The sequence below is a fragment of the Meiothermus sp. genome, from assembly GCF_026004075.1.
Lineage (GTDB): Bacteria > Deinococcota > Deinococci > Deinococcales > Thermaceae > Meiothermus.
This window is the reverse complement of sequence record NZ_BPIK01000001.1, coordinates 97,501-111,205: the sequence shown is the minus strand read 5'-3', so window position 1 is coordinate 111,205 and position 13,705 is coordinate 97,501. Positions and strand designations below refer to the sequence as shown.

Below are 13,705 nucleotides of genomic sequence, written 5' to 3'. Positions count from 1 at the left end.
GCCTGGCATGGACACCCCCCTTCCGGTCTATATCATCGGGCTGCGCGGCCTGCTCAACCTGATCACGTTGCTCCTAATCGGGGTTTCGCTCCTGTGGAACCTACCCCTGCTGGTGCGCGAGCCCCATATCCGGCAGTTGCGCTTTTTCAGGTTCGTGGCGGGCTTTGCGGTGGCAGCGGTGGTGGTCGAGCTGTTGGTGCGCACGCTGTTTATGGGCGGCGTGAGCTGGCTGCACGCCGTCTATGGCCTGCTGGCTGCCAGCATTCTGTGGTTTGTGAGCGGCCTGGAGCCTGGGGGCTGGTTCCGCAAAAGCCTGGAAAAGCCCCCGGAGCAGGTGGGGCCGTACTTCTTCTGGGCCAGCCTGGTTTGTTTGCTGCTGTGGTGGCGCTTTATCGAGACCGGGATTGCGCGGGTTCCCGCTCAATAGCCTGGAGGTGCTGGTGTATATCCAGGGCTATCCGCGCGGCGGCGCCGGGCTCGCCCATGGCGGCTTTCCCGGCCGCTCGGGCCCGCTGCAACAGGGTTTCGGAGGAGAGGAAGGCCCGCACAGCCCGCACAACGGCCTCGGGGCTGGGCTCGGTGAGCATCAAGGCGTCCCCCAGCAAGCGTTTTTGCGTCTGGGCAAACCCTGGGGTGTACTGCGGCCCGTGGGTGGGAAAGCCCACCAGCGGCACCCCATAGCCCGCGGCCTGCTCGGCCGCCGTTCCGCTGGTGGAAAGGGCCAGCCTCGAGCCCCGCAGGGCCGCGCCGAAAGCCCGCTGCGCCAGGTACACCACGGTTCCATCGGGGTGGCTGAGCCGGTGGGTGACGCCCTCGCTCCGACCGGTGGCCTCGAGCCGGTAGTCTTTCAGCTCCAGCCTGTCCAGGGGCAGGCCCGCCCAGGCCACCACGGGCGTTAGGGCGGTATCGCGCAGCCGGCGGCAGGCCTCGAGCATCAGGGGCAGGCTCTGGTAGGCATCCTCCCGCGAGCCGGGCAGCAGCAGCAGGTAGGGGGGGCTCACCTCGAGCGACCCCTCGTCCAGGGCATCCAGCATGGGGTTGCCCAGGTAGCAGGCCTGGGGAAGGCCTCGAGCCCGCAGCCAGACCGCCCCTTCCGGCTCGCGGGGATACACCCGAACCGCCCGGCGCATCAGCAGGCGCTCGGTCACGCTGTAAGGGCGCCCCCCCACCCGCAGCGAGGAGCGGCACTGCATCAAAAAAAGCGGGCGCCCCCCAAACACCACCCCCACCCCCAGGGCGTACACATCCCCCACCACCAGCGTGGCCAGGGCCCCCTGGGCCGCCGCCCGCACCGCCCGGTACTGGGCCCGGCTCATGGAAAACCAGCCGGCCCGGAGATCGGCCCAGAGCGCCGCCGCACTCTGCAGGGCAAACCCCCCCGAGGGCAGCTCTTGGCAGGGCCCCAGCCTCGGGATACCGGCCCGCCGGTAGGCCTGGCCCTGGCCCACCAGCGGCACCGCCTGCACCGCGTAGCCCAGCGCCTGCAAGGCCCCGCCCAGGGCAGCCCCGATGATGTCCTCGCCGTGCCCGTTGGAGATGAGCAGTATCCGCTTCATGCCTGGGTAAGCTGGATCAGGCGCTCGAGCACCGCCAGCCCGGCCCCTTCGTCCAGGAGTTGCTGGGCCAGCCGCACCCCCTCGGCCACACCCTCCACCCGGCCCGCCAGGTAAAAGGCCGCCCCGGCGTTCAGCGCCACCGCATCGCGCTTGGGGCCCCGCTGCTGGCCGCTCAGAATGGCCCGCGCCACCGCCGCATTCTCGGCAGCAGTTCCCCCGCCGATTGCCGTGTAGGGGGCGGGCTCCAGGCCCATCTCTTCAGGCCGGAGGCGGTAGGTGTGGATCTGGCCGTCCCTGAGCTCGGCCACCAGGTTGTCGCCCAGGGCCAGTTCGTCGATGGCCTCGAGGCCCTCCCCGCGCGCCATCTGGCCGTGCACCACCAGCGCCCGGCTGCTGCCCAGGTCGCGCAACACCCGGGCGAACGGCTCCACCAGGGCCGGGCTGCTCACCCCCACCAGGTTCAGGCTGGCAAAAGCGGGGTTGGTGAGGGGGCCCAGCAGGTTGAAGACGGTGCGCACCCCCAGCTCGGCCCGCACCGGGGCCACATAGCGCATGGCCGGGTGGTGGTTGCGGGCAAACAGAAAGCCCAGGCCCACCGTCTCGATGGCCTCGGCCACTTTTTCGGCGGGGATATCGATCCGGATCCCCAGCGCCTCGATCAGGTCGAAGGAGCCCGACTTGGAGGAGGCCGCCCGGTTGCCGTGCTTGGCTACCGCCACCCCACCCGCGGCCACCACAAAGCAGGTGGTGGTGGAGATGTTGAAGGCCTCCGGGGCCACCCCCCCGGTGCCCACGATGTCCAGCAGGGGCTGGCGGCGGGTCTCCACCCGCACCGCGGCCTCGCGCATACCGGCTGCAAAACCGGCGATCTCCTCGGGGGTCTCGCCCCGGGTGCGCAGGGCCATCAGCACCCCGGCGGTCTGCACCGGGGTCAGGTCGCCGGCCATAATCCGGCGCATCAGGGCATGGGCCTCGGCCTGGGATAAAGGCTCGGCTAGAAGGGCTTTCTTGAGTTCGTCCACGGTTCCTCCCCAAAAGTTTACACATCAAGCGGCAGGCGCCAACCCTGCCGGAGGCCCCGTCCGAGGGCCCCCACCTTGTCGAAACGGCCCCGCAGGCTGTACTCCAGCAGCCAGAACAGGCCATACCCGGCCACCGCCAGCAGGGGCCAGGGAGCGTGCTTGCGAAAGAGCCGGACGTTGTAGGCAGCAAAGGTTTCGTCGGAGCGCAGACTGCCCGACCAGGAGCTACCCCCTTTGTGCAGCACCCGCGCCCCCTCGGCCACCGCCAGCCGGAACCCTGCGCGGGTCAGGCGCAGGCCGTAGTCGCAGTCCTCACCGTACATGAAAAACCCCTCGTCCAGCAGGCCCACCCGTTCCAGGGCGGCCCGGCGGATGAGCAGGCTGGCCCCGCTGATGTAGTTCAAACGCCCGGCCTGGCGCGGATGGGTTAGCAGGCGAATCAGCCCCCAGGGGAGCACCACCTGGCCCCCGCCCCAGGCCTGCACCTGCTGGGGGTTGTCCATCTCGTAGAGCACCGCGCCCACCGCCCCAATCCGGGTGTCCTGCTCGGCCCGCTCCACCATGGCGGCGAGCGCGCCCGCCTCGGGCAGGGTGTCGGGGTTGAGCAGCCAGACGTAGTCGGCCCCCGCGGCCAGGGCCCGGCGGATGCCCACGTTGTTACCCCCGGCAAAGCCCAGGTTGCGCTTTAGCTCGAGCAGCTCGAGGTGTGGAAAGGCCGCGCGCAGCCGGGCCACCGCGTCGTTGTCGGAGGCATTGTCCAGCACCAGCACCCGGTGGTTGGGGTAACGGAGTTGCTCCAGCGCCCGCAAACAGGCCAGGGTGTCGGGCCAGGCGTTGTAGTTGACGATCAGGATGTACACCAGGGGCGCGCTCATGCCGTGGCCCCTTCCAGCAGCCCCTGGGTGTAGGCGGCCTCGAGCACAAACCGGTAGGCTGCAAAGGCCCCCGCCCCCGCCTCCCAGTCGCGCACCTGCAACAGCCGCTCGGCCCTGGCCCAGGGGTAGGCCCAGCGCTTGTAGGCCCGCGACAGGGGGTGTACACCCGTCCAGAAGGCCACCAGGGGGTGCGGGTGCAACCGGTAAAACTGCCAGGCCATCCGCCCCAGGCTCCGCGACTTGGCTACCATAACGTCCAGGCTGACCCGATCCTCGTGCGCCGCGCGGGCCCCCAGGGCCAGGCGGGGCCGCACCCCCTTACGCCAGAGCCGCCAACCCAGCTCGTGATCTTCCCAGCCGTAGCCCCGTATGGGTGCAAAAGCCTCGGCCAGCTCGAGCGGCAAAGAAAGGCTGGCAAACCAGAAGCCGCCCCAGCCCAGCGACGCACCATCGGCCCGGCCCCGCACCCCCGACTCGGCCCTCGCGCGCCAGAAGCGAATAAAAGAATCCTGTCCCAGCGATTCCGGTATATAGGTATAACTCACCCCCGCCGCTCGAGGGTAGCGCCTATGCAGAGAAAGATGAGCCTGTAAAAAACCCGCCTCAGGCACCACATCGTCATCGTTGAACAGCACATACTGGCCCCGGGCCTGAAGCAGCCCTGCATTGCGTGCAAAGGCCATCCCTGCGTTGGGTTGGCGCAAAACCCGCAGGCGGCGGTCATGGAACCCGGCCAGCACCTCCGGCGTTGCATCGCTCGAGCCGTCGTCCACCACGATCAGCTCGAGCGCAACCCCTTCCTGGGCTAAAAAAGCCTGCACCGTGCGGGCCAGCAGTTCGGCCCGGTTGTAGGTGGGGATCACGACGCTGAAGGTAGGTTCCATGCCTCCGAAGCTCCCCAGGCATACGCCAGCTCGTAGTCGCCCCGCGCCCCCAGCAGGCCCTTGAAGGAGGGGAGCAGGGCCAGCTTGAGGCTCACCAGCACCGGGTGCACCCCCAGGGCCCAGGCGATGCGGGGGTCGCGGTGTTTCCTGCAAACCCGTACATGGGCCGCCCCCGCCTGCCGGGCCTTCTCGAGGGCCCTGCCCCGGTAGTCGAAGGCCTCGTGCACGGCCAGGGCGTCCCGCACAAACACCAGCCGGGCCCCGGCCCGCATCAGGCGGTAGCCCAGGTCGGGGTCTTCGCCGCCGTAGCCGCTGAAAGCGGGGTCGTAGCCGCCCACCTCCTCGAACAGGGCCCTGGGCAGCGAGGTGTTGTTGCCGGTGATGTTCCACCAGAAGGCCCGGGGGCCCTTCAGTTCCGCCGCCCCCGTGCCCCGCAGTTCGGGGGGCAGCTCGAGCCGCCCCACCGCCACCGTGCGGGGCTGGGTGTGCGCTTTCTGATGAGCCTCAATCCAGCCCGGCTGGGGTATCACGTCGTCATCGGAAAAGAGCAGAATATCGCCTTTAGCTATCCCAGCCCCCCGGTTGCGGGCGTTGGCCGCGCCGAGGCCTGGCGTTATCTCGATAAAACGAAGGGCGTAAGGGGGGTTGTAGCGCTGCAGGAATTCCAGGGTATCGTCGGTGCAGCCATCGGCCACCACGATTACCTCGAACGCGCCCGGCTGGGTTTCCAAAGCGCGCAGCTTCTTTTCCAGCAGCTCGCGGCGGTTGTGGGTGGGTATGATTATCGAAATCATCGTCAACTATCGCATTATTCGCACATCTGCAAGAAATTCGCCAGCATCTCCCGACCGCCCTCGGTCAACACCGACTCGGGGTGGAACTGCACCCCGTGGGTAGGGTAGCGGCGGTGGCGCAGCCCCATCACCGTGCGGCCCCCGGCCTCGTCGCACCAGGCGTTGGCCTCCAGTTCGTCGGGCAGGTCTTCCACCACCAACGAGTGGTAGCGGGTGGCCGTCAGGGGGGTGGGCAGGCCGGCAAACACCCCGCTGCCGTCGTGCAGGATAGGGCTGGTCTTGCCGTGCACAATCACCCGGTGCCGCCGCACCGCAGCCCCAAAGGCCTCGCCGATGCTCTGGTGGCCCAGGCAGACGCCCAGAATGGGGTATTTGGCTGCGTAGCGCTGGATGAGCGGAACTGACAGCCCGGCCTCCCGGGGCGTGCAGGGCCCCGGGCTCACCACGATGCCGTCGGGGTCGAGGTCGGCCACGTCCTGCAAGGCGAAGCGGTCGTTGCGCCAGACCATCACCTGGGCCCCCAGCTCGCCCAGGTACTGCACCAGGTTGTAGGTGAAGGAGTCGTAGTTGTCAATCATCAGGATTCGCTTCATAACCCAGCCTCCCGCTTTTCCATAGCCGCAAACTCGCTGAGGATGGTGCGGTAGATTCGCTCGGCCACATTGGGGGATAGTCCCTGGTGCTCGGCCATGTAGCGCACATGGTGAATGATCTGCTCCTGCCGATCCTTTGACTCAGTGGGCACCTGGCCTTGCGCAAGCCGGGCCGCTTCTTTAGCCAGCCGCGCCCGCTGGGCCAGCAGTACCACAATCCGGGCGTCAATGGCGTTGATCTGCAGGCGAAGATCCTCGAGGCTCACAAACCCTCCTCGGCCAGCCGCACCGCCTTGACCATGGCCTGGGCCTTGTTCAAGCACTCCTGGTACTCGGCGCTGGGGTTGGAGTCGTAGACCACACCCGCCCCGGCCTGGATGTGCATCTGCCCATTCGCCACCACGATGGTTCGCAGGGTCAGGGCCATGTCCATGTGCCCGTCGTAGGCCACATAGCCAAAAGCCCCCCCGTACGCGCCCCGGCGGGCGGGCTCGAGCTCCTCGATAATCTCCATGGCCCGGATCTTGGGGGCCCCCGAGACGGTGCCCATCGGCAGAACCGCGGCCAGGGCGTCGAGCGGGGTTTTGTCCTCGCAGAGCTCGCCCTCCACGGTGGAGACGATATGCATCACATGCGAGTAGTTCTCCACCTTCATAAGCTCGCGGGGCCGCACACTGCCATAGCGGCAGACCCGGCCCAGATCGTTGCGCGAAAGGTCCACCAGCATCACGTGCTCGGCCCGCTCCTTTTCGTCGGACAGCAGCTCTTCGGCCAGGGCCTGATCCTCGGCGGCGTCCCGGCCCCGCCGGCGGGTTCCGGCGATGGGGCGGGTCACCACCCGCTGCCCATCGGAGCGCAGCAGGCTCTCGGGGCTGCTCGAGACCAGCGTCACCTCGCCCAGCTCCAGATAACCCATGTAGGGGCTGGGATTTACTGAACGCAGCGCGCGGTAGACAGCAAAGGGGTGCACCTGCAGGGGGGCCGAGATGCGCAGCGAGGGCACCACCTGGAAGATATCGCCGGCCCGGATGTACTCGAGCGCCCGCTCCACCATCTGCTCGTACTCGGCCTGGCTCACGTTCTGGCTGAACTCCACCCGCCGCCCGGCCCGCTCGCCCGGCACCCCCGGCAGCGGCCCGCTGAGCTTCTTCTCGGCCCAGGCGATGCGCTCCAGGGCCTGGGCCCGCTCATCCTCCAGGGCCGGGGCCACGATGTGAAGCTGCTGCTTGAACTGGTCAAATACAATCAGGACTTCCGGCTCGATAAACAGCAGGTCGGGAATGCCCAGCAGGTCGGGCTTCTGGCTGGGCAGCCGCTCGTAGTAGCGGATGAGGTCGTAGGCGGCATAACCCACCGCGCCGCCCCAGAACAGGGGCAGGTCGGGGTCGGGCTGGATGGGCCGGTAGATGGCTTGGTAGAGGGTGCGCAAGGGATCCTGGGTGAGCACTGCCTGACCGTTCAGGGTCAGCACCCCGTCCTTGAGCCGCCAGGTCTGCCGGGCCCCCACCCCCACAAAGCTCCAGCGGGCCCAGGCCTTGCCCCCCTCCACCGACTCCAGCAAAAAGCTGGGGCTGGCCTTCTCCGAGAGCTTCAGGTAGGCCGTGACGGGGGTCTCGAGGTCGGCCAGCAGGGTTTTTTTGACCGGGATGGTGGGCTTGGTTGTCTCCGAAATCTGCATCTGTTCTCCTTGGCAAGGGCCATAAAAAAATCCCCTGAGGAAAGCCCCAGGGGTAACGACCGCTACCGTCCCAGGGCTATCCGGGCCACCACCAACCCTTGACCTGTGCGGTGCGTACCATCTGACCCTTAGTCTGCGCTAAAAGGCCCCGGAATGCAAGCCGGCTCCCCCTTCCATCCGTGCCTAAACCGATAGGCTAGAGCCGATGCGCTGGCTCACTTTCGACCTCGATGGCACCCTGGCCGACTGGCCTTTTCGCCGCCTGCTGCGGCCCCACATGGAGGCTTTGCTGGCAGAGCCCACCATCCGCCAGGCCCTGCGAAGGGAGTACCTGCGCCGCCTGGCCCAGGGCGACCCCACCAAGGTGTACGACTGGGGCGATATTCACCGGGCTGTACGGGAGCAACTGGGGCTTCCACCGGTCTTCCCCAACATTGCCCAGGTGCTCGCCGAGGCGGAGCTCGAGCCGGAGGTGCTTTATCCCGATGTGTCGGCAAGCCTGGCTGCCTTGCGCCAGCAGGGCTATCAAATCGCCGTAGCCACCAATGGTCTGGCTAGGTACCAGCAGGTACTGATAGATAAGCTTAATATCGCCTACGACCGGTTGCTGGCCCCGGATATCTCGCAGGCCCTCAAGCCCGATCCTGCTTTCTGGAGGCCGATCCTTAGGGAGCCGGCAGAACAGATCGTGCACGTCGGCGATCTGCTCAGTCAGGATATCTGGGGGGCCAACGCCGCCGGCCTGAAAGCGGTCTGGATCTGGCGCAGCATGCCCCAGGACTGGCGCGAAACCCCGGTGCTCGAGCGCACCCAGCGGCCCGACCTCAGCAAAATCATCACCACCAGACTGCAAAGAGAGCTGGAAGAACACGGCCTGGTGAGTTCGGCCCACCCCCAGACCCCACCCCGGCCCGACCACGTCGTAGCCAGCCTGGAAGAGCTGCAGGCCGTACTCAGCACCACATCCGAAGGGCCAGCTACCCCCTCCCTTCCTTAGTTTTGCGATGGAGTGTGGCAGCGGGTAGAATCCAGCATGGCCTTCTCCCTCACCCGCTATCCCATCATCCAGGCCCCCATGGCCGGCGGGGCCACCACGCCCGAGCTGGTGGCCGCCGTCTCCAATGCGGGTGGGCTGGGCTCGCTGGCGGGGGTGTTGCTTTCACCCGACCGGCTGCGCGAGGTCATTCACCAGATTCGCCAGCTCACCGACCGGCCCTTCAACGTCAACCTGTTCGTGCTCGAGCCCGTGGGGGTTGAGCCGGGTGTACTCGAGGCCGCCCTGAATCGCCTCGAGCCCATCCGGGCCGAGCTGGGCCTGCCCCCCGCTGCGGCGCCCCAAAAGTTCAGCGAGGACTTCGGGGCCCAGCTGGAGGTGCTGCTCGAGGAAAAACCACCGGTAGTGAGTTTTCACTTCGATATTGTTCCAGCCCAGGTTGTCGAACGCTTACATAAAGCTGGTTGCAAAGTTATCGGCACCGCCACCAACGTAGCAGAAGCGCGGGCCTGGGAAGAGGCCGGGGCCGATTACATCTGTGCCCAGGGCAGCGAGGCCGGGGGGCACCGGGGTACTTTCATGGGCCCGTTTGAGCAGTCCATGACCGGAACCCTGGCCCTGGTACCCCAGGTCGCAGATGCGGTAAAAGTTCCGGTGATTGCGGCGGGGGGCATTATGGACGGGCGGGGTATTGCAGCGGCCCTGCTCCTGGGGGCCAGTGCGGTGCAGATGGGCACAGCTTTCCTGACCTGCCCGGAGTCGGGGATTCACCCCCTGTACAAACAAGCCCTGCTGGAAGCCAAAGGCGACCCCACGGTGGTGACCCGCACCTTTTCCGGGCGTCCTGCCAGGGGCTTGCGCAATGCCTTTATCGAGCGGATGCAGCCCTACGAGGCCCAGGTGCCGCCCTATCCCATCCAGAACGCCCTGACCAGCGAGATTCGCCAGGCCGCCGCCAAAGCCGGCCGCACCGAATATATGTCGCTGTGGGCCGGGCAGGCGGTCAGCCTGTGCCGGAGCCTACCCGCTGCCATGTTGGTAGAAACCCTGATGCAAGAGACCCAAACCGCCCTCTGGAGCCAGTGTGAATAGACTCTTTTACGGCTGGATCGTAGTCGCGGTGGCAGTGATTGCCACCCTGATTGCCGCGGGTAACCGCTCGGTGCCAGGAGCGCTCATCCAACCCTTACACGAGAGCACCGGCTGGGCCATCCAGAGCATCTCCTTTGCTACCGCCATCGGGCTGGTGCTGTTTGGCCTGGGTGCGCCCCTGAGCGGCTACCTGATGGATCGCTTCGGCCCCCGGCGCATCACCCTCTTCGGCCTGGGCCTGATGACCCTGAGCATGGCCCTGAGCGCCCTGATGACGCACATCTGGCAGCTCAACCTGGTCTGGGGGTTGCTGAGTGGGGTGGCCACCGGGGTGGTGGGTGGAGTATTGGGGGCCACGGTGGCCAACCGCTGGTTCATTCAGCACCGGGGTCTGGTCACTGGCTTTTTTGGGGCCGCCACCTCGGCGGGCCAGCTCATCTTCATCCCGGCCCTGGTCTTCTGGGCCAGCGGGCTGGGCTGGCGCGAGGCCAGTTGGATCATGGCGGCCATCTCGCTCCTAGCCCTGGTGCCGGTCTGGCTCCTCATGAAGGACAGCCCAGCGGAGATGGGGCTCAGGGCGCTGGGGGCGGCCCCCGGTTCAGCCCCCATGAAGATCACGGCCGACCCCGGCATTATGGGCAAGGCTCTGCGCTCGCCTACCTTCTGGCTGCTAACGGTTACCTTCTTTATCTGCGGCGCCACCTCCAATGGCCTGATTGGGGTGCATTTTATCCCCTATGCGGTCTCGTGTGGCCTGACTCCCACCACCGCCTCCGGCATTCTGGCCGTCATGGGGGCTTTAAACTTTGTGGGCACCCTGGCCTCGGGCTACCTCACCGACCGCTACGACCCCCGCGTGCTTCTGAGCCTCTACTACGGTTTCCGGGGACTTTCGCTCCTGTTTTTGCCCTTTGCAACCACCCCAGAAACCCTGCTGGTTTTCGCGGTGGTGTTTGGCCTGGACTACATCGCCACCGTACCCCCCACGGTAGCTCTGGTAGCGGATAACTTCGGACGGCAGAACGTGGGCACGGTGTATGGCTGGGTGTTTGCCGCCCATCAGCTCGGTGCGGCAGCAGCGGCCTGGGCAGGGGGGGCCACCCGCGATGCCCTGGGCGAGTACAACCTGGCCTTTTTGCTGGCTGGCACCATCGGGATTGCGGCCGCCCTGCTCTCGCTGGGCATCCGCCGACCGGCCAGGCCGGCCCCGGTACACGGATAACACGCATTCCAGCAGTATCGTTCACTTTGGCAAGCCTAAACGATACTGTCGGAATGCACTCCTACTCCCTTCGGTCGGCTTGAACCCCTGACCTTTGATTACACCCAAAAGTGAAGGGTTCAAGCGGAACCGGTATAACCGCAGCTCGAGTCCTGCCCCAAGCCACTACTTCTGTCTTTTGCGTACCCGCATGGGCAGCCCGCCGTGGGGGCAGAGGGTGAAGTTGGGCTCTGGGCGCACCGGCACGGGGCGGGTGAGCTCGAGGTCAAACTGCTGCAAAACCGTGTCCACAATCAGCTTGTACTCGAGGGTCGCAAACCCCTGCCCGGTGCACACCCGGGGCCCCAGGCTAAAAGGGAAGTAAGCCCCGCGCGGCAGTGACCTCTCGAACTCCGGCGTCCAGCGCTCGGGCCGGAACTCGTCGGGGTGCTCGAAGAAGCGGGGGTCGCGGTAGGCCGCCCACTGGCTCATCACGATCTGGGTTCTGGGCGCGAGGCGCATCCCCCCCAGCTCCAGCTCCTCCACGTTCTCCCGCCCGATAATCCAGACCGGCGGGTACAGCCGCAGGCTCTCTTTGAAGACCTGATCCAGGTAGGGCAGCCGCTGCACATCCTCGAAGCCGGGTAGCTTGCCCAGGCTGTCCACTTCGGCCTTGAGCCGGGCCTTGACGTCTGGGTGCTGGTCGAGCAGATACCAGGTTCAGATCAGGGCATTGGCGGTGGTCTCGAGGCCCGCCGTAATGACCGTGAGCACCTCGTCCCGCAGTTGCCGGTCAGATAGCTTAACATCGGGCTGGCCCTGGGCTTCCAGCAGCATCGAAAGCAGGTCGTCGCCCAGGTCGCCGCGCTCACGTCGGTAGGCGATGTGGCGGCTCACCATGTCGTTCAGGGCCCGCACCACCCGGATGCCATCGCGGTTGAGGCCAGGGTGCCAGTCGGGCAGGTTGAGCCAGCCGTAAACCATCTGCCCCACCACCTTCTGCCCCAGCATGATGGCCCGGTGCATAATCTCGCGGTCTTCGCCGGCCTCCACGTCGAACATGCACTTGGCTACCACCCGCAGGGTGAGGGCGTTCATGTCCTCATCAATATGCCGGATTTCGCTGTTCTGCCAGTGCGAGAGCATCTCCAGGGTAAAGCGGCTCATCACCTCGGCATAGCACTGGAGGCGCTTGTAGTGGAAGGCCGGGCGCATCAGCCGAACCTGCTGCTTCCAGAACTCTCCCTCGGAAAGCAAAATACCGTTGCCCATACCTCCGGCAAAGGAGCGGGTCAGGTCGGACTTATGAAACTGCTCGGCCCGCTCGATGAGCACCTCCCGGATCAGGTCGGGGTGGTTGAGAAAGACAATTTCCTTTCCCGAAGCAAAGCGAATCCCGAAGCAAAGCGAAAGGTGGTGATGTCGGGGCTGGTGCGCGAAAGGTGGACGAAAAAAGCCAGCGGGTCTTGGCGTAGCTCGAGTTCGGTGGGATCCAGAATCATCCAGATAAAGAATACCGCAAGGCCTGGAAGGTTCTACTACTGCCTCGAGGAGGTGGCTTAACAAAAAAACCGCCCCGAAGGGCGGCTATGAATCTTGGCGCAGGTTAGGCGAGTCTTCGCTTGCGCGAAGTCTGGTTCGGCTACGACAACCGCCAGATTGGCGCCGCAAAGGGCGCATGAACTCCTTAGAAAGGAGGTGATCCAGCCGCACCTTCCGGTACAGCTACCTTGTTACGACTTAGCCCCAGTCATGAGCCTTACCCTAGGCGCCTGCCTGTGGCTCCCGGCGACTTCAGGCAAAACCCACTCCCATGGCTTGACGGGCGGTGTGTACAAGGCCCGGGAACGTATTCACCGCGGCATGGCTGATCCGCGATTACTAGCGATTCCAGCTTCATGGGGTCGAGTTGCAGACCCCAATCCGAACTGAGCCTGCTTTTGTGCGATTGGCTTCCCGTTGCCGGGTCGCAGCGCTTTGTAGCAGGCATTGTAGCACGTGTGTCGCCCAGGTCGTAAGGGCCATGCGGATCAGACGTCATCCCCGCCTTCCTCCTACTTTCGTAGGCAGTCTCGCTAGAGTGCCCAGCCGAACTGATGGCAACTAGCAACAAGGGTTGCGCTCGTTGCGGGACTTAACCCAACATCTCACGACACGAGCTGACGACGACCATGCAGCACCTGTCTCTGGGCTCCCTTGCGGGCACCCCCGGCTTTCACCAGGGTTCCCAGGATGTCAAGACCTGGTAAGGTTCTGCGCGTTGCTTCGAATTAAACCACATGCTCCACCGCTTGTGCGGGCCCCCGTCAATTCCTTTGAGTTTCAGTCTTGCGACCGTACTTCCCAGGTGGAGTGCTTAACGCGTTAGCTACGGCACCCAACAGATGTCGGACACCCAGCACTCATCGTTTAGGGCGTGGACTACCCGGGTATCTAATCCGGTTTGCTCCCCACGCTTTCGCGCCTCAGCGTCACAAATCGTCCAGGTAGCTGCTTTCGCTATCGGCGTTCCTTCCGGTATCTGCGCATTTCACCGCTACTCCGGAAATTCCGCTACCCTCTCCGACCGTCTAGCCTCACAGTATCCAACGCACCCCCGAAGTTGAGCTTCGGTCTTTAGCATCGGACTTGAAAGACCGCCTACACGCCCTTTACACCCAGTAAATCCGGGTAACGCTCGCACCCTCCGTATTACCGCGGCTGCTGGCACGGAGTTAGCCGGTGCTATTACCTCGGTACCGTCATTATCGTCCCGAGTTCAGAAGTTTACACCCCGAAGGGCTTCGTCCTTCAAGCGGTATCGCTCCGTCAGGCTTTCGCCCATTGCGGAAGATTCCTAACTGCTGCCTCCCGTAGGAGTGGGGTCCGTGTCTCAGTACCCCTGTGGCTGATCGTCCTCTCAGACCAGCTACGCGTCGTCGGCTTGGTAGGCCATTACCCCACCAACTACCTGATGCGCCGCAGGCCCATCCCAAAGCGCCGAAGCTTTAAACATCGGTCAAAACCGAGGTTCACA

Annotated in this window: 13 protein-coding genes, 1 rRNA gene and 1 pseudogene (1 of these 15 cut by a window edge); 4 read left to right on the top strand and 11 right to left on the bottom strand. The window is 65.5% G+C overall.

All coding sequences use genetic code 11. The features are described from left to right. The first annotated feature begins 7 nt into the window (after positions 1–7). Entirely contained in the window at positions 8–427 is a 420-nt protein-coding gene (locus Q0X18_RS00540; RefSeq protein WP_297557266.1) for a hypothetical protein, read from the top strand. Here the strand turns inward: Q0X18_RS00540 and Q0X18_RS00535 are convergent. The 8 genes from Q0X18_RS00535 to trpE are packed head-to-tail and all read right to left on the bottom strand — an operon-like array spanning position 390 to position 7,402. After that, the gene (locus tag Q0X18_RS00535) at positions 390–1,556 is read right to left on the bottom strand and encodes a lipid-A-disaccharide synthase-related protein (RefSeq protein WP_297557264.1); all 1,167 of its coding nucleotides are present in this window, start codon (positions 1,554–1,556) and stop codon (positions 390–392) included. The two genes, Q0X18_RS00540 and Q0X18_RS00535, sit on opposite strands and share 38 nt — an antisense overlap. Then, on the bottom strand, positions 1,553–2,578 hold the full coding sequence (gene trpD, locus Q0X18_RS00530) for an anthranilate phosphoribosyltransferase (RefSeq protein WP_297557262.1): 1,026 nt from the start codon (positions 2,576–2,578) through the stop codon (positions 1,553–1,555). Before trpD ends, Q0X18_RS00535 begins: the two co-directional genes overlap by 4 nt. A gap of 17 nt (positions 2,579–2,595) precedes the next feature. Next, on the bottom strand, positions 2,596–3,453 hold the full coding sequence (locus Q0X18_RS00525) for a glycosyltransferase family 2 protein (protein ID WP_297557260.1): 858 nt from the start codon (positions 3,451–3,453) through the stop codon (positions 2,596–2,598). Beyond that, entirely contained in the window at positions 3,450–4,337 is an 888-nt protein-coding gene (locus Q0X18_RS00520) for a glycosyltransferase family 2 protein (protein WP_297557258.1), read from the bottom strand. Before Q0X18_RS00520 ends, Q0X18_RS00525 begins: the two co-directional genes overlap by 4 nt. Then, positions 4,313–5,131: a glycosyltransferase family 2 protein gene (locus Q0X18_RS00515; protein WP_297557256.1), complete on the bottom strand. Its 819-nt coding sequence runs from the start codon at positions 5,129–5,131 to the stop codon at positions 4,313–4,315. Before Q0X18_RS00515 ends, Q0X18_RS00520 begins: the two co-directional genes overlap by 25 nt. A 14-nt stretch (positions 5,132–5,145) precedes the next feature. After that, a complete protein-coding gene (locus Q0X18_RS00510) occupies positions 5,146–5,724 on the bottom strand; it encodes an aminodeoxychorismate/anthranilate synthase component II (RefSeq protein ID WP_297557255.1) in 579 nt (192 codons plus the stop codon). Then, complete coding sequence (locus tag Q0X18_RS00505; RefSeq protein WP_297557253.1) at positions 5,721–5,990, bottom strand: chorismate mutase; 270 nt, start codon at positions 5,988–5,990, stop codon at positions 5,721–5,723. The genes Q0X18_RS00510 and Q0X18_RS00505 overlap by 4 nt, the downstream gene beginning before the upstream one ends. Next, a complete protein-coding gene (gene trpE, locus Q0X18_RS00500; RefSeq protein ID WP_297557251.1) occupies positions 5,987–7,402 on the bottom strand; it encodes an anthranilate synthase component I in 1,416 nt (471 codons plus the stop codon). The genes Q0X18_RS00505 and trpE overlap by 4 nt, the downstream gene beginning before the upstream one ends. Before the next feature lie 205 nt (positions 7,403–7,607). On the opposite strand from trpE, the gene Q0X18_RS00495 reads away from it, so the two are divergent. From Q0X18_RS00495 to Q0X18_RS00485, 3 genes are read left to right on the top strand one after another with little or no spacing between them, the layout of a single operon-like run. Then, positions 7,608–8,399: an HAD family hydrolase gene (locus Q0X18_RS00495; RefSeq protein WP_297557250.1), complete on the top strand. Its 792-nt coding sequence runs from the start codon at positions 7,608–7,610 to the stop codon at positions 8,397–8,399. 36 nt (positions 8,400–8,435) lie between these two features. Beyond that, positions 8,436–9,488, top strand: a complete 1,053-nt coding sequence (locus tag Q0X18_RS00490) for a nitronate monooxygenase family protein (RefSeq protein WP_297557249.1) — start codon at positions 8,436–8,438, stop codon at positions 9,486–9,488. Continuing rightward, on the top strand, positions 9,481–10,710 hold the full coding sequence (locus tag Q0X18_RS00485; RefSeq protein ID WP_297557247.1) for an MFS transporter: 1,230 nt from the start codon (positions 9,481–9,483) through the stop codon (positions 10,708–10,710). Before Q0X18_RS00490 ends, Q0X18_RS00485 begins: the two co-directional genes overlap by 8 nt. A 165-nt stretch (positions 10,711–10,875) precedes the next feature. Here Q0X18_RS00485 and Q0X18_RS00480 read toward each other — a convergent pair. From Q0X18_RS00480 to Q0X18_RS00470, 3 genes and pseudogenes are all read right to left on the bottom strand, one after another. Further along, positions 10,876–12,024, bottom strand: a pseudogene (locus Q0X18_RS00480) (cytochrome P450). Positions 12,025–12,032: 8 nt separating this feature from the next. Further along, positions 12,033–12,191 carry a hypothetical protein gene (locus Q0X18_RS00475; RefSeq protein WP_297557245.1) on the bottom strand — a complete coding sequence of 53 codons (159 nt, stop codon included), beginning with the start codon at positions 12,189–12,191 and terminating at the stop codon, positions 12,033–12,035. Positions 12,192–12,380: 189 nt separating this feature from the next. Then, a 16S ribosomal RNA gene (locus Q0X18_RS00470) occupies positions 12,381–13,705 on the bottom strand (it continues 164 nt past the right edge of the window).

Bases quoted from the DNA above. Each gene is read 5' to 3' on its own strand.
- Q0X18_RS00495 (WP_297557250.1), top strand. From the start codon at position 7,608: ATGCGCTGGCTCACTTTCGACCTCGATGGCACCCTGGCCGACTGGCCT.
- Q0X18_RS00510 (WP_297557255.1), bottom strand. From the start codon at position 5,724: ATGAAGCGAATCCTGATGATTGACAACTACGACTCCTTCACCTACAAC.
- Q0X18_RS00540 (WP_297557266.1), top strand. From the start codon at position 8: ATGGACACCCCCCTTCCGGTCTATATCATCGGGCTGCGCGGCCTGCTC.
- trpE (WP_297557251.1), bottom strand. From the start codon at position 7,402: ATGCAGATTTCGGAGACAACCAAGCCCACCATCCCGGTCAAAAAAACC.
- Q0X18_RS00490 (WP_297557249.1), top strand. From the start codon at position 8,436: ATGGCCTTCTCCCTCACCCGCTATCCCATCATCCAGGCCCCCATGGCC.
- Q0X18_RS00525 (WP_297557260.1), bottom strand. From the start codon at position 3,453: ATGAGCGCGCCCCTGGTGTACATCCTGATCGTCAACTACAACGCCTGG.
- Q0X18_RS00520 (WP_297557258.1), bottom strand. From the start codon at position 4,337: ATGGAACCTACCTTCAGCGTCGTGATCCCCACCTACAACCGGGCCGAA.
- Q0X18_RS00535 (WP_297557264.1), bottom strand. From the start codon at position 1,556: ATGAAGCGGATACTGCTCATCTCCAACGGGCACGGCGAGGACATCATC.
- Q0X18_RS00515 (WP_297557256.1), bottom strand. From the start codon at position 5,131: ATGATTTCGATAATCATACCCACCCACAACCGCCGCGAGCTGCTGGAA.
- Q0X18_RS00475 (WP_297557245.1), bottom strand. From the start codon at position 12,191: ATGATTCTGGATCCCACCGAACTCGAGCTACGCCAAGACCCGCTGGCT.